Source organism: Bradyrhizobium sp. Cp5.3, assembly GCF_000426265.1.
GTDB classification, from domain to species: domain Bacteria; phylum Pseudomonadota; class Alphaproteobacteria; order Rhizobiales; family Xanthobacteraceae; genus Bradyrhizobium; species Bradyrhizobium neotropicale.
Map to the genome: position 1 here is coordinate 54,363 of NZ_AUFA01000025.1, position 21,778 is coordinate 76,140.

At 65.5% G+C, this 21,778-nt stretch carries 19 protein-coding genes; 8 read left to right on the top strand and 11 right to left on the bottom strand.

Translation table 11 applies throughout. The features are described 5' to 3' along the window. Positions 1 to 127: 127 nt before the first annotated feature. Positions 128 to 2,338 (top strand): primosomal protein N', encoded by a 2,211-nt coding sequence (locus tag K289_RS0127750; protein ID WP_027554499.1) that lies wholly within the window; start codon positions 128 to 130, stop codon positions 2,336 to 2,338. A 228-nt stretch (positions 2,339 to 2,566) separates the two neighbouring features. Here the strand turns inward: K289_RS0127750 and K289_RS0127755 are convergent, their stop codons facing one another. Next, positions 2,567 to 3,055 (bottom strand): septal ring lytic transglycosylase RlpA family protein, encoded by a 489-nt coding sequence (locus tag K289_RS0127755; protein WP_027554500.1) that lies wholly within the window; start codon positions 3,053 to 3,055, stop codon positions 2,567 to 2,569. 637 nt (positions 3,056 to 3,692) lie between these two features. On the opposite strand from K289_RS0127755, the gene K289_RS0127760 reads away from it, so the two are divergent. From K289_RS0127760 to K289_RS0127785, 6 genes are all read left to right on the top strand, one after another. Beyond that, complete coding sequence (locus K289_RS0127760) at positions 3,693 to 4,253, top strand: F0F1 ATP synthase subunit delta (RefSeq protein ID WP_027554501.1); 561 nt, start codon at positions 3,693 to 3,695, stop codon at positions 4,251 to 4,253. Continuing rightward, the gene (gene atpA / locus K289_RS0127765; protein WP_027554502.1) at positions 4,253 to 5,782 is read left to right on the top strand and encodes a F0F1 ATP synthase subunit alpha; all 1,530 of its coding nucleotides are present in this window, start codon (positions 4,253 to 4,255) and stop codon (positions 5,780 to 5,782) included. The genes K289_RS0127760 and atpA overlap by 1 nt, the downstream gene beginning before the upstream one ends. 139 nt (positions 5,783 to 5,921) lie before the next feature. Next, the gene (locus K289_RS0127770) at positions 5,922 to 6,794 is read left to right on the top strand and encodes a F0F1 ATP synthase subunit gamma (RefSeq protein WP_027554503.1); all 873 of its coding nucleotides are present in this window, start codon (positions 5,922 to 5,924) and stop codon (positions 6,792 to 6,794) included. A gap of 34 nt (positions 6,795 to 6,828) precedes the next feature. Further along, on the top strand, positions 6,829 to 8,271 hold the full coding sequence (gene atpD / locus K289_RS0127775; protein ID WP_027554504.1) for a F0F1 ATP synthase subunit beta: 1,443 nt from the start codon (positions 6,829 to 6,831) through the stop codon (positions 8,269 to 8,271). A gap of 87 nt (positions 8,272 to 8,358) precedes the next feature. Then, a complete protein-coding gene (locus K289_RS0127780; protein ID WP_027554505.1) occupies positions 8,359 to 8,766 on the top strand; it encodes a F0F1 ATP synthase subunit epsilon in 408 nt (135 codons plus the stop codon). 148 nt (positions 8,767 to 8,914) lie between these two features. Next, a complete protein-coding gene (locus K289_RS0127785; RefSeq protein WP_027554506.1) occupies positions 8,915 to 10,576 on the top strand; it encodes an adenylate/guanylate cyclase domain-containing protein in 1,662 nt (553 codons plus the stop codon). Positions 10,577 to 10,795: 219 nt separating this feature from the next. Here K289_RS0127785 and K289_RS0127790 read toward each other — a convergent pair whose 3' ends face one another. The 10 genes from K289_RS0127790 to proB form a co-directional block, all read right to left on the bottom strand. After that, positions 10,796 to 11,296, bottom strand: coding sequence for an RNA pyrophosphohydrolase (locus K289_RS0127790; protein ID WP_027554507.1), 501 nt, complete (start codon positions 11,294 to 11,296; stop codon positions 10,796 to 10,798). Between the two features lie 61 nt (positions 11,297 to 11,357). Continuing rightward, positions 11,358 to 11,864, bottom strand: coding sequence for an RNA pyrophosphohydrolase (locus tag K289_RS0127795; protein ID WP_027554508.1), 507 nt, complete (start codon positions 11,862 to 11,864; stop codon positions 11,358 to 11,360). A 73-nt stretch (positions 11,865 to 11,937) separates the two neighbouring features. Beyond that, the gene (locus K289_RS0127800) at positions 11,938 to 13,146 is read right to left on the bottom strand and encodes a divergent polysaccharide deacetylase family protein (RefSeq protein ID WP_027554509.1); all 1,209 of its coding nucleotides are present in this window, start codon (positions 13,144 to 13,146) and stop codon (positions 11,938 to 11,940) included. Between the two features lie 145 nt (positions 13,147 to 13,291). After that, on the bottom strand, positions 13,292 to 14,647 hold the full coding sequence (locus K289_RS0127805) for a S41 family peptidase (RefSeq protein WP_027554510.1): 1,356 nt from the start codon (positions 14,645 to 14,647) through the stop codon (positions 13,292 to 13,294). Continuing rightward, the gene (locus K289_RS0127810; protein ID WP_035686011.1) at positions 14,644 to 15,966 is read right to left on the bottom strand and encodes a murein hydrolase activator EnvC; all 1,323 of its coding nucleotides are present in this window, start codon (positions 15,964 to 15,966) and stop codon (positions 14,644 to 14,646) included. Before K289_RS0127810 ends, K289_RS0127805 begins: the two co-directional genes overlap by 4 nt. 31 nt (positions 15,967 to 15,997) lie before the next feature. Next, a complete protein-coding gene (gene rlmH, locus K289_RS0127815) occupies positions 15,998 to 16,480 on the bottom strand; it encodes a 23S rRNA (pseudouridine(1915)-N(3))-methyltransferase RlmH (RefSeq protein WP_027554512.1) in 483 nt (160 codons plus the stop codon). 98 nt (positions 16,481 to 16,578) lie between these two features. Then, on the bottom strand, positions 16,579 to 16,935 hold the full coding sequence (rsfS, locus tag K289_RS0127820; RefSeq protein WP_027554513.1) for a ribosome silencing factor: 357 nt from the start codon (positions 16,933 to 16,935) through the stop codon (positions 16,579 to 16,581). A 209-nt stretch (positions 16,936 to 17,144) separates the two neighbouring features. Continuing rightward, positions 17,145 to 17,789 carry a nicotinate-nucleotide adenylyltransferase gene (locus K289_RS0127825; protein WP_027554514.1) on the bottom strand — a complete coding sequence of 215 codons (645 nt, stop codon included), beginning with the start codon at positions 17,787 to 17,789 and terminating at the stop codon, positions 17,145 to 17,147. Between the two features lie 18 nt (positions 17,790 to 17,807). Next, a complete protein-coding gene (locus K289_RS0127830; RefSeq protein ID WP_027554515.1) occupies positions 17,808 to 19,103 on the bottom strand; it encodes a glutamate-5-semialdehyde dehydrogenase in 1,296 nt (431 codons plus the stop codon). A 227-nt stretch (positions 19,104 to 19,330) separates the two neighbouring features. Beyond that, a complete protein-coding gene (proB, locus tag K289_RS0127835; RefSeq protein ID WP_027554516.1) occupies positions 19,331 to 20,452 on the bottom strand; it encodes a glutamate 5-kinase in 1,122 nt (373 codons plus the stop codon). Between the two features lie 190 nt (positions 20,453 to 20,642). Between proB and K289_RS0127840 the strand changes: the two genes are divergently transcribed. Then, positions 20,643 to 21,608, top strand: coding sequence for a Bug family tripartite tricarboxylate transporter substrate binding protein (locus tag K289_RS0127840; RefSeq protein WP_027554517.1), 966 nt, complete (start codon positions 20,643 to 20,645; stop codon positions 21,606 to 21,608). Positions 21,609 to 21,778 lie beyond the last annotated feature (170 nt).

Genomic DNA, 21,778 nt, shown 5'->3' on the forward strand with positions numbered 1-21,778 from the left:
GCATCACACCCGTTTATCGTTCGCTAAGGCTGCCCGGCGGCGCTAGCCTGACGGCCCAGAGTTCCGATTCTTTCGCCCAAGATCTCCGCCCAAGTCCGTTCATCAAGCCCGTTCATCAAGCTCGTTCATGGATCATTCGCCGCGCAACAGCACCGTCTCCGCCAGCGCGACCCGCATGGTCGACGTGCTGGTGCCGGTCGCGCTCGACCAGACCTATTCCTACAAGGTGCCGCGCGGCATGGAGCTGAAGGCGGGCGATCTCGTCGGCGTGCCGCTCGGCCCGCGCGAGGTGCTGGCGGTGGTCTGGGCGGAAAATGCCAATCCCGATCCGCGCCTGCACAACCGCCTGAAGGATGTCAGCGAGAAGCTCGATCTCCCGCCGCTGAAGGGCGAGCTGCGCTCGGTGGTCGACTGGGTCGCCAACTACACGCTGAGCCCGCGCGGCATGGTGCTGCGGATGTGCCTGCGCATGGGCGAAAACCTTGGCCCCGAGCGGGTGCGTGCCGGCGTGCGCCTGGTCGGCGATCCCCCCAAGCGGCTGACGCCGGCACGGCGCCGCGTGATCGAAGTGCTGTCGGACCGGCTGCTGCATGGCAAGTCGGAGGCCGCCAAGGAAGCCGGCGTATCGTCCGGCGTGATCGACGGTCTGGTCGACGAGGGCACGCTCACGGTCGAGCCGCTGCCGCCGCCTCCACCGCCGCCGGCGCCCGATCCCGCCTATGGCCGGCCGGATTTCTCGCCGCTGCAGCGTGCCGCAGTGGATGCGATGCGCGCGCTTGCAGCCAACGGCACCTTCCACGTCGCCCTGCTCGACGGCGTCACCGGCTCGGGTAAGACCGAGGTCTATTTCGAGGCCGTTGCGGAGGCCATCCGGCGCGGCAAGCAATGCCTGATCCTGATGCCGGAGATCGCGCTCACCGGCCAGTTCCTCGACCGCTTCGCGCGGCGCTTCGGCGTGCGGCCGCTGGAATGGCATTCCGAGCTGACGCCACGCACCCGCGCGCGCAACTGGGCGGCGATCTCCGAAGGCAGTGCGCCGGTCGTCGTCGGCGCGCGCTCGGCGCTGTTCCTCCCCTATGCCGATCTCGGGCTCATCGTGGTCGATGAAGAGCACGACCAGGCCTACAAGCAGGATGACGGCGTGCACTATCACGCCCGCGACATGGCGGTGGTGCGCGCGCATATCGCAAAGATTCCGATCGTGCTGGCGTCTGCGACGCCCTCGGTCGAATCAGAGGTCAATGCGCGCAAGGCCCGCTATCAGCGCATCGCGCTGCCCTCGCGCTTCGGCGGCCAGCACATGCCGCATATCGAGGCGATCGATCTGCGCCGCGAACCGCCCGCGCGCGGCCGCTTCATCTCGCCGCGGCTCGCCGGCGAAATCAAAACCGCGATCGAACGGCGCGAGCAGGCGCTGTTGTTCCTCAATCGCCGCGGCTACGCGCCGCTGACACTGTGCCGCGCCTGCGGCCACCGCTTCGCCTGCACGATCTGCGATGCCTGGCTGGTCGATCACCGCTTCCGCCAGCGGCTGGTCTGCCATCACTGCGGCTTCTCGATGCCGCGCCCGCATCTCTGTCCGAATTGCTCAGCGGAGGAATCGCTGGTCGCTGTCGGCCCCGGCGTCGAGCGGTTGCAGGAGGAGGCGGGGGCGCTGTTCCCGGAGGCACGAACCATGGTGCTGTCGAGCGATCTCATCACCTCGATCGAGACGATGCGGTCCGAGCTTGCAGAGATCGCGGAAGGCCGCGTCGATATCATCATCGGCACGCAGCTCGTCGCCAAGGGCCACAATTTCCCGCGGCTCAATCTGGTCGGCGTGGTCGATGCGGATCTCGGCCTCAGCAATGGCGATCCGCGCGCGGCCGAACGCACCTGGCAGTTGCTCAACCAGGTGATCGGCCGCGCCGGGCGCGAGCAGGGCCGCGGTGTCGGGTACTTGCAGACGCACCAGCCCGATCATCCCGTGATGAAGGCGCTGATCGCCTGCGACCGCGAGGCCTTCTACGACAGCGAGATCGAGCTGCGCGAGCGCACGCTCTATCCGCCGTTCGGGCGGCTCGCGAGCCTGATCATTTCCGCGGGCGACCGCCCGACCGCCGAAGGTTTCGGACGCAGGCTGGTTGCGCTCGCCCCGCGCGACGAGCGCGTGGTGGTGCTGGGACCGGCGGAGGCACCGCTCGCCGTGATCAAGGGCCGCTACCGCTTTCGGATCCTGGTGAAATCGGCGCGTGGCTTCGACCTGTCGGACTATTTGCGCAACTGGCTCGCCGTCAGCCCGAAGCCGAAGGGCAATCTGAAGCTCGAGGTCGACGTCGACCCGCAGAGCTTTTTGTAGAGCTGCTACCCCATCCTCAACCGTCATTCCGGGCTCGTGACGGAGCCTGTCATCGGGCCGCGCTTCGCGCGGACCCGTTGGTCGCGCCCCGGAATGACGGAACACGATAAGAAAAGCCCGCCGTCCCCCAAGACGGCGGGCTTGTTTCACGCGCGCATCAGGTCGCTCACGTCCTGGCGGACATTACCTGGTGCTGCGCTTGTGATGAGGGGCGCTGGATGCGCGCCGTTAGGAGACGACTTCCGCGGTGACGCGGCCGACGCCGGCACCGGTGAGGCCGATGGCGCGGGCTGCGCCGGTAGAGAGGTCGAGGACACGGCCGCGAACGAACGGGCCACGGTCATTGATGGTCACGACCACGCTGCGGCCGCCATGGGTCACGCGCAGTTTGGTGCCGAACGGCAGCGAACGGTGCGCCGCGGTCATTGCGTTCTGGTTGAAGCGCTGGCCCGACGCGGTCCGGCTGCCGGACTCGTTGCCGTAGAACGAAGCCATGCCGGAGAAGCTGTGCCCGGTGCCGGACGTCGGGTTCATCGACGCGTTGGCATTGCGCCAGTCCGAATTGCCTTCGTTCTGGGCGTGGTGGCGGTGATGGTGGTGATGCCTGGATTTGGCGGATGCCTCGGTGGCAGTTCCACCGACGATGAGAGTTGCGGCGACAAAAGCGATCGCCGTGTTCGGCCGAGTTACATACCCCAGCGTCTTGAATGACAGCATTTAGTGGTCCCTACGCTAGTATTGCCACATATGTGGCCAGTGGAGCCCCCATCAGTTTGTGAGCGATTTGGCGTTTCGTTGCGCAATGCGGCGTGAATTGGGCAGTAGTTCCGGTATGCGCCCGACTGAAACATCTTGTTACTCGAACCGGTATTCGAGGAATGTTTCATAATTTTCGGCTTTAACGATTTGTTAACTCAATAAATACTTACGAATACTGTAAAACGAAGTCATTACCTGGCACCTTTAGAATTGGGTAAGTATTCGGCTAGTGAAGCGCGGAGTTCCGAAGTCACGGCTCAGCGAGCCGTGTTCATGGCCGGTATGCGCTGAGGGCAGGAACCAAAGTGACGCTTGGCGCGACATGACCCCTGTCAATTCCGCGATGCGGCAGGTCGGAATCGCGGCATCGTGACGTGCGACGAACTGGCGACAGAACGCGGTGCCTTTAATTTGGCGTCATGTTGCACCTGCGCGCCTGCCATGCTAGCAAAGCCGCGATTTTAACGATCCCGGCACTTCCTGTGTCGGTCGAAAATCGAAGTCCCGCTTGAATTCCAAGGGCTTGGATCGCTAGGCGCCGCTTCCGTGGCGACGGTTTTTCCCTTGCGAGTTTGACAGCTAAAAGAGCGCGTCTGTGGCTGCAGAAGATACGTCCGTTTCAGGTGTGTCCGGCCGTTATGCAACGGCCTTGTTTGAACTGGCCCGCGACCAGAAGGTGGTCGATGAGGTCAAAGCCGACCTCGACAGGTTCGAGGCCTTGCTGAATGAGAGCGCCGATCTGAAGCGCCTCGTCCGCAGCCCGGTCTTCGCCGCCGACGCCCAGTCCAGGGCGCTGTCGGCCGTGCTGGACAAGGCCGGCATCGCCGGCATCTCCGCCAATTTCCTCAAAGTGCTGACCGCCAACCGCCGCCTGTTCGCGGTGGCCGATGTCATCCGCGCCTATCGCGCTCTCGTCGCCAAGTTCAAGGGCGAGACGACGGCGGATGTCACGGTGGCGGAAGCGCTCTCGGACAAGAATCTCGACGCCCTCAAGGTTGCCCTGAAGTCGGTGACCGGCAAGGACGTCGCGCTGAACGTGAAAGTCGATCCCGCGATCATCGGTGGCCTTGTCGTCAAGCTGGGCAGCCGCATGGTTGATGGTTCGCTTCGCACCAAACTCAATTCGATCAAGCACGCGATGAAAGAGGCAGGCTGATGGACATCCGCGCCGCGGAAATTTCCGCGATCCTCAAGGACCAGATCAAAAATTTCGGCCAGGAAGCTGAAGTCTCCGAAGTCGGGCAGGTGCTGTCCGTCGGCGACGGTATCGCCCGCGTCTACGGTCTGGACAACGTCCAGGCCGGTGAAATGGTCGAGTTCGAGAACGGCACCCGCGGCATGGCGCTGAACCTCGAAACCGACAACGTCGGTATCGTTATTTTCGGCGCCGACCGCGAGATCAAGGAAGGCCAGACCGTCAAGCGCACCCGCGCCATCGTGGACGCGCCGGTCGGCAAGGGCCTGCTCGGCCGCGTCGTCGACGCGCTCGGCAACCCGATCGACGGCAAGGGCCCGATCCAGGCCGACAAGCGCATGCGCGTCGACGTCAAGGCGCCCGGCATCATTCCGCGCAAGTCGGTGAACGAGCCGATGGCGACCGGCCTCAAGGCGATCGACGCCCTGATCCCGATCGGCCGCGGCCAGCGCGAGCTGATCATCGGCGACCGCCAGACCGGCAAGACCGCGATCGCGCTCGACACCATCCTGAACCAGAAGCCGCTCAACGCCCAGCCCGACGAGAACATCAAGCTGTATTGCGTCTACGTCGCGATCGGCCAGAAGCGTTCGACCGTCGCCCAGTTCGTGAAGGTGCTGGAAGAGCAGGGCGCGCTCGAATACTCGATCGTCGTCGCCGCGACCGCTTCGGATCCGGCACCGATGCAGTATATCGCCCCGTTCACCGGCTGCACCATGGGCGAGTACTTCCGCGACAACGGCATGCACGCGGTCATCATCTATGACGACTTGTCCAAGCAGGCCGTCGCCTACCGCCAGATGTCGCTGCTGCTGCGCCGCCCGCCGGGCCGCGAAGCCTATCCGGGCGACGTGTTCTATCTCCACTCCCGCCTGCTCGAGCGCGCTGCGAAGCTCAACAAGGATCAGGGTTCGGGCTCGCTGACCGCGCTGCCGGTCATCGAAACCCAGGCCAACGACGTGTCGGCCTACATTCCGACCAACGTCATCTCGATCACCGACGGCCAGATCTTCCTGGAGACCGACCTGTTCTTCCAGGGCATCCGTCCGGCGGTGAACGTCGGTCTGTCGGTGTCCCGCGTCGGCTCCTCGGCGCAGACCAAGGCCACCAAGAAGGTCGCCGGCAAGATCAAGGGCGAGCTCGCGCAGTACCGCGAAATGGCGGCCTTCGCGCAGTTCGGCTCCGACCTCGACGCCTCGACCCAGCGTCTGCTCAACCGCGGCTCGCGCCTGACCGAGCTGCTGAAGCAGCCGCAGTTCGCGCCGCTGAAGATGGAAGAGCAGGTCTGCGTGATCTGGGCCGGTACCAACGGCTATCTCGATCCGCTCCCGCTCAACAAGGTGCGTGCGTTCGAGGACGGTCTTCTGTCGCTCCTGCGGGGCAAGAACGTTGAGATCCTCAACGCCATCCGCGACAGCCGCGATCTCTCCGACGACACCGCTGCCAAGCTGAAGTCGGTGGTCGAGGGCTTCGCGAAGTCCTTCGCCTGATGCTGCATGGCCGGTTCTCCGGCCATGTCCGCTTCGCGAGAGGCAACACAATAACAGGTATGCCCGGCACCCGGCCGGGCATTGCTCTAGGGATAGGCTAGCGGTTCGACATCAGTCGGGCTGCCGGGGTGAACGAAGAATGGCGTCACTTAAAGACATGCGGGTCCGCATCGCCTCCACCAAGGCGACGCAAAAGATCACCAAGGCGATGCAGATGGTTGCGGCCTCGAAGCTGCGCCGCGCGCAGACCGCCGCCGAGGCTGCTCGTCCCTATGCCGACAAGATGAGCGCGGTGATCGGCAATATTGCCAGCGCAGCCGCGGGCTCGCCGGGCGCTCCGGCACTGCTGGCCGGCACCGGCAGGGACCAGGTTCATCTGCTGCTGGTCTGCACCGGCGAGCGCGGCCTGTCCGGCGCCTTCAACTCCTCGATCGTTCGTCTGGCGCGCGAGCGTGCGCTGGCGCTGATGAACGAAGGCAAGGAAGTCAAATTCTTCTGCGTCGGCCGCAAGGGCTATGAGCAGCTCCGCCGCCTGTTCGAGAAGCAGATCGTCGAGCACCTGGACCTTCGCTCTGTCCGCCAGCTCGGTTTCGTCAACGCCGAGGATATCGCAAAGAAGGTGCTGGCGCGGTTCGATGCCGGCGAGTTCGACGTGTGCACGCTGTTCTACTCGCAATTCAAGTCGGTGATCGCGCAGATCCCGACCGCCCAGCAGATCATTCCGCTGGTGGTTGAGGAGGGCGCGGCTACGAGCACCACCTCTTATGAATATGAGCCGGAGGAGGACGAGATCCTCACGCGCCTGTTGCCGCGCAATCTCGCGGTGCAGATCTTCCGCGCCCTGCTCGAGAACAACGCCTCGTTCTACGGCGCGCAGATGTCGGCGATGGACAACGCCACGCGCAACGCAGGCGAAATGATCCGCAAGCAGACGCTGGTCTACAACCGCACGCGTCAGGCCCAGATCACTAAGGAACTCATCGAAATCATCTCCGGCGCAGAAGCAGTCTGACCGGAAGCGAAATTCGGATCGAAGGAGACAGTAAATGGCTACAGCAGCCAACCAGATCGGTCGCGTTACTCAGGTCATGGGCGCCGTCGTCGACGTGCAGTTCGAAGGCCACCTGCCGGCCATTCTCAACTCGCTGGAGACCAAGAACGGCAACAACCGCCTGGTGCTCGAAGTCGCGCAGCACCTCGGCGAGTCGACCGTCCGTACGATCGCGATGGACGCCACCGAAGGTCTGGTGCGCGGCCAGGAAGTGACCGACACCGGTCAACCGATCTCGGTTCCCGTGGGTGACGGCACGCTGGGCCGCATCATGAACGTCATCGGCGAGCCGATCGACGAAGCCGGTCCGATCAAGTCCGAAGGCCTGCGCGCCATCCACCAGGAAGCGCCGACCTACACCGACCAGTCGACCGAAGCCGAAATTCTCGTCACCGGCATCAAGGTCGTGGATCTTCTTGCTCCATACGCGAAGGGTGGCAAGATCGGCCTGTTCGGCGGCGCCGGCGTCGGCAAGACCGTGCTGATTCAGGAGCTGATCAACAACGTCGCCAAGGCGCACGGTGGTTACTCCGTGTTCGCCGGCGTCGGCGAGCGTACCCGTGAGGGCAACGATCTCTATCACGAGTTCATCGAGTCCAAGGTCAACGCTGATCCGCACAATCCGGATCCGAGCGTGAAGTCGAAGTGCGCGCTGGTGTTTGGCCAGATGAACGAGCCGCCGGGCGCCCGCGCCCGCGTCGGCCTCACCGGTCTCACCGTCGCCGAGCACTTCCGCGACCAGGGCCAGGACGTGCTGTTCTTCGTCGACAATATCTTCCGCTTCACCCAGGCCGGCTCGGAAGTGTCGGCGCTGCTCGGCCGTATTCCTTCGGCGGTGGGTTATCAGCCGACGCTCGCCACCGACATGGGCGCGCTGCAGGAGCGCATCACCACCACGCAGAAGGGCTCGATCACGTCGGTGCAGGCCATCTACGTTCCGGCCGACGACTTGACCGACCCGGCGCCCGCGACCTCGTTCGCGCACTTGGACGCCACCACCGTGCTGTCGCGCGCGATCTCGGAAAAGGGCATCTACCCCGCGGTGGACCCGCTCGACTCGACCTCGCGCATGCTCTCGCCGCTCGTCGTCGGTCAGGAGCACTATGACACTGCGCGCCAGGTCCAGCAGGTGCTGCAGCGCTACAAGTCGCTGCAGGATATCATCGCCATTCTCGGCATGGACGAGCTTTCGGAAGAGGACAAGCTGACGGTGGCCCGCGCCCGCAAGATCGAGCGCTTCCTGTCGCAGCCGTTCCACGTCGCCGAAATCTTCACCGGCTCGCCCGGCAAGTTCGTCGACCTCGCGGACACCATCAAGGGCTTCCGCGGCCTCTGCGAAGGCAAGTATGACCACCTGCCGGAAGCCGCCTTCTACATGGTCGGCACCATCGAAGAGGCAGTCGAGAAGGGCAAGAAGCTGGCGGCCGAGGCCGCCTGAGCTGGCGAATAGCGAAGCGGGAGTAGCGAATAGCTGCTCCCTGTTTTCGCCACTCGCCATTCGCTACCCACCATTCGCAGGTTCTCCATGGCCACCTTCCACTTCGATCTCGTCTCCCCCGAAAGGCTCGCATTCTCCGGCGAAGTCGACCAGGTCGACATTCCCGGCTGGGAAGGTGATTTCGGCGTGCTTGCCGGGCATGCTCCTGTGGTCGCAGCGATCCGCCCGGGCATCCTGACCGTCTTCAGCGGCGGCCAGAAGCAGAAGGTGATCGTGCTCGGGGGTCTCGCCGAAGTCTCCGACGATCGCCTGACGGTTCTCGCCGACGTCGCCACCTCGATCGAGGAAATTGATCGGGCGCAGTTTGCCGATACCATCGAGCAGATGCAGGAAAAGCTGTCCGAGAAGGAAGGCGGCGAGCTCGATCTCGCGATCGCGCGGCTCGACCACTACAAGAGCATCCAGCACGAGCTCAATACGACGGCGATGCACTAAGCCCCGGGGCATCGCTCCGGGGCTCGAACTGAAATTCCTGAATAGGCTCAGCGCTCGTCACTACCGTGGCGGGCGCTGAAACTTTGTTGCACCGCGCCGCCGATAACGGCATTCTGCGCTCGCGAATTTTGTTCCGGGGCTGGTGCAGATGAAACGCAAGATCGCAGCGATTTTCGCGGCCGATATTGCCGGGTATTCAAGGCTGGTCGCGGAAGACGAGGAAGAGACGCTGCGGCGTCTGGCGTCCTATCGCGAGGTCGTCGACGATTTCATTGCGAAAGCAGGCGGGCGCATCTTCAACACGGCGGGCGATGCCGTGCTCGCCGAATTTCCGAGCGCAGTAGACGCGGTGCGCTGCGCGATCGACATCCAGGAGTCCTTGCGGACCCGCAACATGGCCTATCCGCCGAGCCGGCAGATGTCGTTCCGGATCGGCATCACCATCGGCGACGTGGTTGAGCGCGACGGCGACCTTCTGGGCGACGGCGTCAACATCGCGGCGCGGCTGGAAGGGCTCGCCGAGGTCGGCGGCATCTGCGTCTCCCGTGCCGTGCACGAGCAGGTCGCCAACAAGCTCTCGGTGCAGTTCGCCGATATCGGCGCGCAGGAGGTCAAGAACATCCCGACGCCCGTGCACGCCTACATGGTGGCGATGCGGCGCGAGGACGGCACCTACGCCACGCCGCAGGTGAAGAAGGTGGCCAAGCCCGCATCCGCACCGAACTGGATGTGGCCGCTGGTGGTCGGCGTCGTCTCCATCGTCGCGATTGGCGTCGGCGGCTTCCTCTATTTCACCAAGCTCGAGACCACCAAGGCGCCGTCGGCCGTTGCTGCGTCCACGCCGAGCCCGGTGCCGAGTGCGGCAGCAGCGGCAGTCCCAAGCCCGACGCCCGCGATAGCCGCAAAGGCACCGATGCCGGCACCAAGCGCCGTGGCCGCGGCCACGCCGGCGCCGGTGTCCGTCCCGTCGCCGCCAGCCGTCTCAGGCGGCAAGCTCCCGGCGGACACGGTGCCCTTCGTCGGCGAGCGCGTGCGTGCCTATCTCTCCAATGAGTATTCCGCCGCCGGCGACCATAAGGCTTTCGCCCTGAACATCGGCGGATTCGTCGGCTACGGCCTCAACCAGCCGAACGAGGAAGCCGCGCGCAACATGGCGCTCGACCAGTGCCAGAAGCGGGCCGACTCCGCGCAATCGCCGCGCCGCTGCGAGCTCTATGCCGTCGGCAATACGGTCGTCTACACGCATGGCAAGCCGCCGATGCCGCCGCAGCCGTGGGTTCGCCATGACGTCATGACCGAGCGCGCGTTCGCCTCGAAGGACTTTCCGATCGTGCGCGATTCGGCAAGAGTCCGGCTCGAGAACATGTATGTGCCGGCCGCGAAATCTCGCTCGATCGCGCTCGGCCCGGGCGGTCAGTACTTCATGGTGCTGGGCACGTCGTCCGTCGACGAGTCGGCGCGGCGTGCGCTGGAATCCTGCGGCGCGATCGCCGGCGTCGCCTGCATGATCGTGGCGGTCGACGACAATTTCGTCGTGCCGCTCCCGACCGTGCTCAGGATCACCGGATTCTTCCATGCCGCCTCGAATCCCTCGATCGTGGCCGATGCGCGCGACGAGGTCGTGCGCAAGCTCGGCGACGGCATGGGCTGGAATGCAGTCGCCGTCGGCACCGCAGGCCGGCCCGGTCTCGGACTGAAGGCCGCGGACGAGCAGACCGCGGTCAATTCAGCGTTGGCCGATTGCGCCAAGCACGACAGCGATTGCCACGTCATCGCGATCGGGCCATTCACGGTCGGACCTACGAACTAGGCTGAGTTGGAAGAAATCGACCCGCGTCAGAGTAGGTGCGCTCCCTCGCCCCGCTTGCGGGGAGAGGGTTGGGGTGAGGGGCGTCTCCACAGGGGCGATGAGAGGCGGACTCGCGGAGAGTCCCCCTCGCCCGGAATTCAAGCTGCGCTTGAATTCCGACCTCTCCCCGCAAGCGGGCGAGGTGAAGTGCACCGCCTTCCAAAGGCGGCTCATCAGCACTCAACGCGCGAACGGTGCGAACTGCTCCGCCACCGCGCGATACACCTCGCGGCGGAACGGCACGACGAGATCGGCGACGCGATCGAGGTTTTCCCACCGCCATGCATCGAATTCGGCGGGCTGGTCGTTACGCGGCGTCAGCGGGTCGATCTCGTCCTCGCGCCCCGTGAAGCGCAGCGCGAACCATTTTTGACGCTGGCCGCGGAATTTCGCGAGGCGATGCGTCTGCGGCCCGTTATAGGGCGGGAATTCGTAGGTGAACCAATCGGTCTCGCCGAGATACTCGGCGCTGGTGACGCTGGTCTCTTCCCAGAGCTCGCGCATCGCCGCATCGCGCAGGTTCTCGCCCTCGTCGACGCCGCCCTGCGGCATCTGCCAGTCAAGGCCGGGCAGGATGATCTCGGGTCCGTCGCCCTTGAAACGATGGCCGATCAGCACGCGGCCGTCGGCGTTGAAGAGGGCGATCCCGACATTGGGGCGGTAGGGCTTTTGATTGGTCACCGATGTGTTTCCATCGTCATTCCGGGTTCGTGCTTCGCACGTCCCGGAATGACGATGCAAATCACTCATCCGCCAGCGCGGAAAATTCCTTCACCACGCGCTCGTAGACCGGGCGCTTGAACGGAATGATCAGCTCCGTGAGATTCTTCATGGGCTCCCAGCGCCAGGTCACGAACTCGGCCTTGTGGCCGCCGCCGCCGGGATGTTCGACGTCGATCTCGCTGTCCTTGCCGGTGAAGCGCACCGCGTACCATTTCTGGCGCTGGCCGCGGTAACGTCCTTTCCAGGCGCGGCCGGCGACCGTGCGCGGAATGTCGTAGATCAGCCAGTCCGGGACCTCGCCGATCCGCTCCACCGAGCGCACGCTGGTCTCCTCATAGAGCTCGCGCTTGGCGGCCTCCCAGGTGTCCTCGCCGGGATCGACGCCGCCCTGCGGCATCTGCCAGACATGGGCCTCGTCGACATGCTCGATGCCGCCGGCTCGGCGGCCGATGAAAACCAGCCCCTTCTTGTTGATCAACATCACGCCGACGCAGGTTCGGTAGGGCAGATCCTCGTAACGCGCCATTCCGCCAAACCTCTCATTTCCTGCCGGCAGGCACGTCGGCCCCTTGAGACCCGTGCCGAACCAATTCGTTGATTTAGCTGGATTTTGATTTCAGCATCGCGGTTGTCAATGGCACCAATAGGATACCCCGGTCCCCCAGCGTCTTGATCCAGGTCCCGATTCGCTCGATCGAGACCGGAAGCGCGGAGGCGGTGCCGACGGCGACGCCGCGTTCGCGCGCGACCGATTCGAGCTTGTTCAGGGCGCGGTCGATCTCGGTTGGCGTCGGCACCGCGTCGAGCGCGATGTCGCCTTTGCCGAACGGCATCGACTGGCCGGCCGCGACCTGGGGTGCGATGCTGCGCGGCGAGGAGCCGTCGTCGAAGAAGCCGAGCCCGCGCCTGGCCGCCTCGCGGATGACCGGCTGCATCGCCGCGTCAGTTGCCACGAAGCGCGCGCCCATGAAATTGGTGATGCCGGCATAGCCCTGCATCCGGCTCAGATGCCAGTACAGACGGTCGAGGTTTTGGTCCTGGCTGAGGGACGTCAGCAGCGTCTGCGGCCCCGGATCATTGTCGGGGAAGTCGTAGGGTTCCATCGGGATCTGCAGGAAGATCTCGTGGCGCTGGGCGCGGGCGCGCTCGGCGAGCTTGCCGGGATCGGCACCATAGGGCGTGAAGGCCAGCGTCACTGCCGGCGGCAGCTTCATGATCGCATCGGTGGTCTTGGCCGCGCCGACGCCGAGGCCCCCGATCACGATCGCGACCACCGGCATCTTGGCGGCCTTGGCGCGGTCGGCGTCCGCCGCATAGACGTTGAACGGCCTCGCCCCGTCCGCGACCACGGGAATCATGCCGTAGCGCGACTTCTCCAGGAGTTTCTGGTCGATCCCGGCCATGACGGGCGGCGGAGCGGACGCGGCGTCTTTGTCGCCGGCGTCGTCGCCACTGCCGATCACCACGTCGCGGCGTGCGCCGGTGGAGCCGTCGATCATGGTGACGGTCTTCTGCTCGCCCGGCGCGGCCTGTTTCGGCGCTTCCTTGGTCTCGTGCCCGTGGCTGGATGCGGCCGGCGCGGCCGGCTTGTCCTCGGTCGCCTTCGGCTCGCGGATCGCGATCCGCACCATCGGCTCGCCGCCGAGCGGATCCTTGTTGAAGATGGCAAAGCCGGCAAAGCTGACCAGGAACAGGCCGAGCATGACGGCCAGCGCCTGCATGGCGGTGAACGGCAGCCGCAGCCGGCGTTTCCGGTGCGGCGTATCCTGTCCGAGCGGGGCGCTCAGATCATCGGCCGTTTCAGTCATGCGCGATCCCGAATCACTCGGGCCGACGATACCACGCCACGGTCAAGCGGCGGCAGGCCGGGATAGGCCGGGGGCGCGGCGTTCAAGCTCCAAACAAAAAGGGCGGCTCCAGGAGCCGCCCTTTCCGACAGATATCGTGGTGCGATCAGTTCGCCGCCTTGGGCTTGTCGGCCGCGGCCTTGTCGCTGCCCGGGGCAGGCGCTGCGGAGGCGCTGTTCTTGATGCCGTGGAGGAGGTCGTCGGCCATCTTGAGCGCTTTGTCGTCCTTGGCGTCCGGCGGGACGTAGGACTGCGAGCCGGTCTTCTCGTCGCCGTCGTTCTTCAGGTGGCCGCGCAGCGAGGCCTCGCCCTTGGTGTCGGTGCGTGACTTCAGCTCGTCCGGCACGTCCTGCAGCACCTCGATGTCGGGCACGATGCCCTTGGCCTGGATCGACTTGCCCGACGGCGTGTAATAGCGCGCCGTAGTCAGCCGCAGCGCGCCATTGCCCGAGCCGAGCGGGATGATGGTCTGCACCGAGCCCTTGCCGAAGGAGCGCGTGCCGACGATGGTCGCGCGCTTGTGGTCCTGCAGCGCGCCGGCGACGATTTCCGACGCCGAGGCCGAGCCGCCGTTGATCAGCACGATGACCGGCTTGCCCTTGGTCAGGTCCCCCGCATGGGCGGTGCGGCGCTGGGTCTCCTCGGCATTGCGGCCGCGGGTCGACACGATCTCGCCCTTCTCCAGGAACGAGTCGGAGACGGTGACGGCTTCTTCCAGCAGGCCACCCGGATTGTTGCGCAGGTCGATGATGAAGCCCTTCAGCTTGTCGCCGATCTGGTTGGAGAGGTTCGCAACCTCCTTCTTCAGGCCTTCGGTGGTCTGCTCGTTGAAGGTGGTGATGCGGATATAGGCGATGTCGTCGGCCTCGATGCGCGCGCGCACCGAGCGGACGCGGATGTTGTCGCGCACCAAGGTGACGTCGATCGGATTGTCCTGCCCCTTGCGGATGATCTTGAGCTTGATCTTGGTGTTGACCGGACCGCGCATCTTCTCGACCGCCTGGTTCAGGGTCAGGCCCTGCACCGCTTCGTCGTCGAGATTGGTGATGATGTCGTTGGCCATGATGCCGGCGCGCGAGGCCGGGGTGTCGTCGATCGGCGAGACCACCTTGATCAGGCCGTCTTCCATGGTGACCTCGATGCCGAGGCCGCCGAACTCACCGCGGGTCTGCACCTGCATGTCGCGGAAGCTCTTGGCGTCCATGTAGCTCGAATGCGGATCAAGGCCGGTGAGCATGCCGCTGATGGCGGATTCGATCAGCTTGGTGTCGTCGGGCTTCTCGACATAGTCGGAGCGCACGCGCTCGAAGACGTCGCCGAACAAATTGAGCTGGCGATAGGTGTCCGCGGTCGCCGCCCGTGCGCTCGAGCCCATGAACACCGCGCGCGGCTGGGTCACGAACAGCGTCAGCGCCGCACCGGTGGCCGCGCTGAGGAGGATAACTGAAGTCTTGCGCATCATCCGCGAACCTTCTCGCCTTCATTTGCGGCCCACCATGGGCCTGGATCGATTGGAGTCCCGTCCTTGCGGAACTCGACATACAGCACAGGTTGACTCGCGTTAGTGGCGAGAATGGAGGCGACTTGGGATGTCGACCCCATGGTCGCGACCGGTTCCCCCGTGAGCACAAACTGTCCAATGTTGACCGAAATGCGCTCCATCCCGGCGATCAGGACATGATACCCGCCACCGGCATTGAGGATCAAGAGTTGTCCATAGCTGCGAAACGGGCCGGCATAGACCACCCAGCCGTCGCACGGCGTCGTGATCTGGGATCCGGGCCGGGTTGCCAAGGAAATGCCTTTTTGCACGCCGCCGACGCCGTCGGAACCGCCAAAGTCCCTGATCTTGTTACCGTTAACCGGAAAAGGCAGCAGGCCCTTGGCTGAGACGAAGGCGATCGCCGGGCTGGTCCGGGACCGGTCCTTGAAAACCGCCGGGCCGGGCTTGGCGTTGGCTGCGGCCTGGCTCGCAGCCGCAGCCTGCTTTGCGGCCTCAGCGGCCTTGGCGGCGCTTTGCAGGTCCTGCTCCATCTTCGCGATCAGGCCCTGGAGATCGCCCACTTGCCTGGACAGCGTGATGGCGCGCGTCTTCTCGGCATCGAGGTCCTTTTCCCGCGAGGCCTGTTGGCGCTGACGTTCGTCGACCAGAGCGGTGAGCCGGGTCTGGTCGTTGCGAACCTTGTCACGGTCGGCGCCGAGCTGATCGCGCTCGGTGGCAATGTTCCTGCGCAAGGCCACGAGTTCGCCGAGCTCGCTCGCGATCCTTTCGGCGCGGCCGCGCAGTTCCGGCACCACCGCGCCGAGCAGCATGGCGGTGCGCAGGGATTGCAGCGCGTCCTCGGGGCGCACCAGGAGCGCCGGCGGCGTGCGCCGGCCGGCGCGCTGGAGCGCAGCCAGGACTTCAACGATGTCGGCGCGGCGCGAATCAAGCGAGGTGCGCATCTCCTGCTCGCGGCCGTTCAGGTTTTGCAGCCGTGCCTCGGCCTCGTCGATCTTGGTCTCGACTGTGCGCACATTGGCGGCGGTGTCGATCAATTGCTGATTGAGCTGGGTGCGATCCTGGCCGAGCGTGGTGATCTCGGCCTTGAGCTTGGCCTGCGCCTCCTCGGCACTCTTCTGCTGCGCGCGGGCGGCTTCCAGCTCCTGCTCGCGTTGCTTGATCGCTTCGGACGAGAGCGCCGCGGCCTGCGGGGCCGGCGTCGCCGTCTGGGCTTGCGCGAGGCTTGCGCCGGCGAAGCCCGCGATCAGCAACACAGTGAGGCTCGGCGCGCGCTGCATCAGTCGAAGAATCGTTTCGTCAGGGCGCGGATCACGCGCGATGGTAGGGATGGCCGGCCAGAATGGTTGCGGCCCGATAAAGCTGTTCCAGAATCATGATGCGGACCATTTGATGCGGCCAGGTCGCCGAGCCGAACGCGATCGCGAGCTTGGCCTTACGGCGCAATTCGGGCGAAAGTCCGTCCGCCCCTCCGATCACGAAGATAGTATGACCGGCGCCCTCGTCGCGCCAGCGCCCGAGATGCCGTGCGAATACGGTGGAGTCGAGATTCTGGCCGCGCTCGTCCAGTGCTACCAGGATCGACTTGTCCGGAATGTGTGCAGCGATCGCGGCGGCCTCTTCGGCCATGCGCGTCGCGGCATCGCGCGCGCGGCTTTCGGAAATTTCATGGACGGTGAGCTCGCGGAAACCGAGCTTGCGGCCGACCTCGTCGAACCGCGCGAAATAGCGGTCGGCAAGCTCCCGTTCGGGGCCCTGCTTCAGCCGGCCCACCGCAATGACAGCAATACGCATGACGTCTTCTGGAAGTCGCGTTTTCAAGACCGCGCGCATCTCGCGCGCGCACGACGCTAGCATGCGCGTCAGCCGATTCGAAATCGGCTCTTAGGTCTCTAGATCGCCTTCGCCGCCCCAGGGCCCTGCGTGTACAATCTCTCGAGATTGTAGAACTCACGGACCTCGGGTCTGAACACGTGCACGATCACATCGCCGGAATCGATCAGCACCCAGTCGCAATTGGGCAAGCCCTCGACATGGATGTTCCTGATGCCGTTTTCCTTGAGGCCCTTCGTGACGTTGTCCGCGATCGCGCCAACGTGCCGGTTGACCCGGCCGGTGGTGACGATCATGTAGTCGGAGTATGCGGATTTGCCGCGAAGGTCGATGGTGACCGTCTCTTCCGCCTTCATATCGTCGAGGCGGGAGAGGATCAGGCTCAGCGTCTTGTCGGCGTCGGGTTGCGCCTTCAAGGCCGCAGCTTTGGTCGATGTTTTACGCGTCGGTTTCGCTACCTTGGGTAAAACAGACTTGGACAATACAGACGTGGCCAGGGACCATTCCTTTCACTGTATCGCGAACACCGAATCCGGTGTTCACCGGTTACACTACATCATGTGGGGTTAAGGGTTTCAATATGCCAGAGAGCCCCCAGCCCCACACTCCGTCTCTCAACTGTGTCTCACTTCGTACCTTTCCAGCTTCCGTCCGAGTTCCGCAGGCCGGTTGAGGAGAGGTTCAGTTTCAACCCTGTCAGGAAGACCCAGGCCGGCGCCCGCCGATCCGCGAGCAATGCGGCCTCCGACTCGGGCACGCGGTAGCGCGCAAGCGCCTTGGCGGCGGGGGAGGCGAGGGCGCGAAAGCTCTGCGGCGGGCGATCGATGACTGCCATCGGCACCTGGGCGGCAATGCGCCGCCAGTCCTGCCAACGATGGAATTGAGCGAGGTTGTCGGCGCCCATAATCCAGACAAAGCGCAAGCCGGTGAGGCGGCGGCGCAACGTGTTGATCGTGTCGATAGTGTAGCGCGTGCGGATGACGGATTCGAGACAGCTCACCTCGATGCGCGGATCGTTCGCGACGTCGCGCGCGGCCTGCATGCGTGCGCCGAGCTCATGCAGCGTGCCGTTCTCCTTCAGCGGATTGCCCGGCGTCACCAGCCACCAGACGCGATCAAGCTGCAGGCGCGTCAGCGCGAACCTGCTGATCGCGCGATGCGCCTGATGCGGCGGATTGAACGAGCCGCCGAGCAGGCCGATGCGCATGCCCTCCGTGTAGGGTGGGATCGCTTGCGCCACGAAACGCGGCACGACGAATTTGTTGCTCAATGCCCGCGCCTCGCGACGTTACGGCCGCGTCTGCCCGGTGCCGTGGACGCGATATTTGAAGCTCGTCAACTGCTCGGCGCCGACCGGACCGCGGGCGTGAAAGCGGCCGGTGGCGATGCCGATCTCGGCACCGAAGCCGAACTCGCCGCCATCGGCGAACTGGGTCGAGGCGTTGTGCAGCACGATCGCGGAATCGACCTCGCTCAGGAATTTCTTCGCGGTGGCCTCATCCTGGCTCACGATCGCATCGGTGTGATGCGAGCCGTGGTTCTGGATGTGCGTGATCGCGCCGTCGACGCCGTCGACCACTTTCGCCGCGATGATCGCGTCGAGATATTCGGTGTCCCAATCGTCCTCGCTCGCAGGCTTTACGCGCGCGTCAGTCTTTTGCACGGCATCGTCGCCGCGCACCTCGCAGCCGGCGTCGATCAGCATCTCGACCAGCGGCTTCAGGCTATTCGCAGCGCCGGCGCGATCGACCAGCAACGTCTCGGCCGCGCCGCAGACGCCGGTGCGGCGCATCTTGGCGTTGAGCACGATCGATTTCGCCATGGCGAGATCGGCGCTGGCATCGACATAGACGTGGTTGACGCCTTCGAGATGCGCGAACACCGGCACGCGCGCTTCTGCCTCGACGCGCGCGACGAGGCTTTTTCCCCCACGCGGCACGATCACGTCGACCGCGCCGTTCAATCCGGACAGCATCATGCCCACCGCGGCGCGGTCGCGCGTCGGCACCAGCGTGATCGCGGCTTCCGGCAGGCCGGCTTCGCGCAGGCCCTGCACCATGCATTCGTGGATCGCGCGGCAGGAGCGGAAGCTGTCGGAGCCGCCGCGCAGGATCACGGCATTGCCGGACTTGAGGCACAGCACGCCGGCATCCGCCGCGACGTTGGGCCGGCTCTCGAAGATCACGCCGACGACGCCGAGCGGCACGCGCACGCGCTCGATGGTCATGCCGTTCGGCCGCTGCCAGCTCTCGGTGACGACGCCGACCGGATCGGTGATGCCGCGCACGATGGCGATGCCCTCGGCCATGCCATCGACGCGCGCCTGCGTCAGCGTCAGGCGGTCGATGAACGAGGAGGTCACGTTGCCGGAGGCGCGGGCCTCCGCGACGTCCTCGGTATTGGCGGCGAGGATGGCGGCCGCGTTGTTGCGGATCGCCCGCTCCATGGCTTCCAGCGCCCGGTTCTTCTGCTCCGGCGGCGCCAGCGCCAGCACGCGCGCAGCCGCGCGGGCCTTGGCGGCGAGATCGGACATCAGCGCCTGGAGATCGGCATTGCCGTCGAGGGCTTTGAGGGGGGCGGCCATGGGTTCAACCTTCTGCTAAGGGCGTGTCCTAGCACGGAAATCCCGCGGCTGCGAAGGGCGGGAAGGGTATGGCTGGGCTTCGGTTGGCGTGTTCGGGGCTCGGCCACTGGCCCAGCCCCGACGTCATGGCCGGGCTTGACCCGGCCATCCACGGCTTGCCCCACGGTACAAAGAACGTGGATGCCCGGGACAAGCCCGGGCATGACGGCGCGGATGCTTTCCGAGCGCTACCCGCCCACCACCAAGTCGTCCCGGTGGATCATCTCGGAACGGCCGCTGATGCCGAGGATGGTCATTACGTCCGGTGACGAGCGGCCCTTGATCCGTTCGGCATCCTCGGCGTCGTAGGCGATCAGGCCGCGGCCGACTTCGCTGGTGTCGGGGCCGCGCACGATCACGGCGTCGCCGCGGGCGAACTGGCCCTCGACCTTGATCACGCCGGCCGGCAGCAGGCTGGCGCCGGCGCGCAGCGCCGCAACCGCGCCGGCGTCGATCGTGATCGTGCCCTTCGGCTCCAGCGAACCCGCGATCCAGCGCTTGCGCGAGGTGATGGGATTGGCGGGGGTCAGGAACCAAGTGCAGCGGCCGCCATCGGCGATCGCCTGCAGGGGGTGCTCGATCTTGCCCGAGGCGATCAGCATATGCGTGCCGCCGGTGGTGGCGATCTTTGCCGCCTCGACCTTGGTGCGCATGCCGCCGCGCGACAGTTCGGACTCGGCGTCGCCCGCCACCGCCTCGATCTCCGAGGAGATGCTCTCGACCACCGGAATCAGCTTTGCGTTCGGATTGTTCTTCGGCGGAGCGTCGTAGAGGCCGTCGATGTCGGAGAGCAGCACCAGCAGGTCGGCGCTCGCCATGGTGGCGACGCGCGCGGCGAGGCGATCATTGTCGCCGTAGCGGATCTCGTTGGTGGCGACCGTGTCGTTCTCGTTGATCACGGGGATGGCTCGCCACTCCAGCAGCTTGCCGATGGTCGAGCGCGCATTGAGATAGCGGCGGCGCTCCTCGGTATCCTGCAGCGTCACCAGAATCTGGCCGGCGCCGATGCCGTGAGCGCCGAGCACCTCCGACCAGATCCGCGCCAGTTCGATCTGGCCGACGGCGGCGGCGGCCTGGCTTTCTTCCAGCTTCAGCGGGCCGCGCGGCAGTTTCAGCCGGCTGCGGCCGAGCGCGATCGAGCCCGAGGAGACGACGAGGACATCGCGTCCCTCGCGATGCAGCTTGGCCATGTCGGCGGCGAGCGCGGCGAGCCAGGACGCGCGCAGCTCGCCCTTGTCGGAATCGACCAGCAGCGCGGAGCCGACCTTGACGACGATGCGGCGGAATTGACTGAGTTGCGGGCTGGCCATGGCGCGTGCGACGAATTGCTCTGCATTGGAGACGGCGGAGCGAAAGCGGCGCCGATGAGGCTGCTTTTGCAGCAGGACGATGGCCGGCGCAAGGCGGCCGGCATGGTAAACGGCACCAACGTCGGCCTTGTCCCGGGCGCCCGGCAGGCTCTAATGCCGCCAACCAGAATCGGCTCAGAAGGGGAAACGAATGGATCGCCGCAAGTTCATGGCCGGATGTCTCGGACTGCCGCTGCTGGCGCAGGCAGGTGGGGCGGAAGCCCAGGCCGGGCTGACCAAGATCATCTTTCCGTTTGCGGCAGGCGCAGGCGGCGACACGCTGTGCCGGCTGGTGGCGCAGGAAATCGCGCCGGTGCTGCAGCGGACGATCGTGGTCGAGAACCGCACCGGCGGCGACGGCCTGATCGGCATCAAGGCGGTGAAGGGCGCCAGCGCCGACGGCAGCATGGTGCTGGTGACGACCGGCCCCACCATGTACTTGCTGCCGATGGTGGAGACGACGCCGAGCTTCGACACGGCGAAGGATTTCATGCCGGTGTCGCTGCTGGCGCGGTTCGAATTCGCGCTCGTGATCGGCCCGGCGATCGCGGTCAAGGATTTCAAGGAATTTGTCGCGTGGCTGAAGGCGCATCCCGACAAGGCGACGTTCGGCGTGCCGAGCAACGGCACGATCCCGCATTTCATGGGCTCGAAGCTCGAGAAGGAGCTCGGCATTTCCCTGAGCCGCGTGCCCTATCGCGGCAGCGCGCCGATCCTCAACGATCTCATCGGCGGCCACATGCCGTTCGGCATCACGACGCTGGCCGATGCGCTGCCGCAGCATCGCGCCAGGGGCGTTACGATCCTCGCCGTGTCGAGCGCCGAGCGGTCGCCGTTCGCGCCTGACGTTCCGACACTGAAGGAGAGCGGCATCGATCTCGTCGCGGATGCCTGGTACGGCATGTGGCTTCCCGCCGGCAGCCCGCCGGAGTTCGCAAGCAAGCTCAGCGCAGCCGCCGGTGCCGCGCTCGCCAAGCCCGAGGTGAAGGAGCGGCTCACCGCGATCGGCCTGATCCCGGTCGGCAGCACTGCGGACGGGCTATCCAAGGAGCTCGCCGCGAACACGGCGTTCTGGCAGCCGATCGTCAAGGCGACGGGGTACAAGATCGAGAATTGAGGCGGCGCGCCCTGCACTCTTCCGTCATCCTGATTGCTTGTGAGATTATTTCTCGTCATTCCGGGGCGCGACGAAGTCGCGAGCCCGGAATCCATCGGGCCGCAGCGGCGGCTGTGCAATGGATTCCGGGCTCGCGCTGACGCGCGCCCCGGAATGACGTGGGGAGAGAG

What these genes read in the sequence shown, in the direction of transcription:
- K289_RS0127805 (WP_027554510.1), bottom strand. Translation starts at nt 14,647, where the DNA reads ATGATGCGCAAGACTTCAGTTATCCTCCTCAGCGCGGCCACCGGTGCG.
- K289_RS0127755 (WP_027554500.1), bottom strand. Translation starts at nt 3,055, where the DNA reads ATGCTGTCATTCAAGACGCTGGGGTATGTAACTCGGCCGAACACGGCG.
- K289_RS0127810 (WP_035686011.1), bottom strand. Translation starts at nt 15,966, where the DNA reads ATGCAGCGCGCGCCGAGCCTCACTGTGTTGCTGATCGCGGGCTTCGCC.
- K289_RS0127785 (WP_027554506.1), top strand. Translation starts at nt 8,915, where the DNA reads ATGAAACGCAAGATCGCAGCGATTTTCGCGGCCGATATTGCCGGGTAT.
- K289_RS0127795 (WP_027554508.1), bottom strand. Translation starts at nt 11,864, where the DNA reads ATGGCGCGTTACGAGGATCTGCCCTACCGAACCTGCGTCGGCGTGATG.
- proB (WP_027554516.1), bottom strand. Translation starts at nt 20,452, where the DNA reads ATGGCCAGCCCGCAACTCAGTCAATTCCGCCGCATCGTCGTCAAGGTC.
- K289_RS0127770 (WP_027554503.1), top strand. Translation starts at nt 5,922, where the DNA reads ATGGCGTCACTTAAAGACATGCGGGTCCGCATCGCCTCCACCAAGGCG.
- K289_RS0127780 (WP_027554505.1), top strand. Translation starts at nt 8,359, where the DNA reads ATGGCCACCTTCCACTTCGATCTCGTCTCCCCCGAAAGGCTCGCATTC.
- K289_RS0127800 (WP_027554509.1), bottom strand. Translation starts at nt 13,146, where the DNA reads ATGACTGAAACGGCCGATGATCTGAGCGCCCCGCTCGGACAGGATACG.
- atpA (WP_027554502.1), top strand. Translation starts at nt 4,253, where the DNA reads ATGGACATCCGCGCCGCGGAAATTTCCGCGATCCTCAAGGACCAGATC.
- K289_RS0127830 (WP_027554515.1), bottom strand. Translation starts at nt 19,103, where the DNA reads ATGGCCGCCCCCCTCAAAGCCCTCGACGGCAATGCCGATCTCCAGGCG.
- atpD (WP_027554504.1), top strand. Translation starts at nt 6,829, where the DNA reads ATGGCTACAGCAGCCAACCAGATCGGTCGCGTTACTCAGGTCATGGGC.
- K289_RS0127840 (WP_027554517.1), top strand. Translation starts at nt 20,643, where the DNA reads ATGGATCGCCGCAAGTTCATGGCCGGATGTCTCGGACTGCCGCTGCTG.
- K289_RS0127750 (WP_027554499.1), top strand. Translation starts at nt 128, where the DNA reads ATGGATCATTCGCCGCGCAACAGCACCGTCTCCGCCAGCGCGACCCGC.
- rlmH (WP_027554512.1), bottom strand. Translation starts at nt 16,480, where the DNA reads ATGCGTATTGCTGTCATTGCGGTGGGCCGGCTGAAGCAGGGCCCCGAA.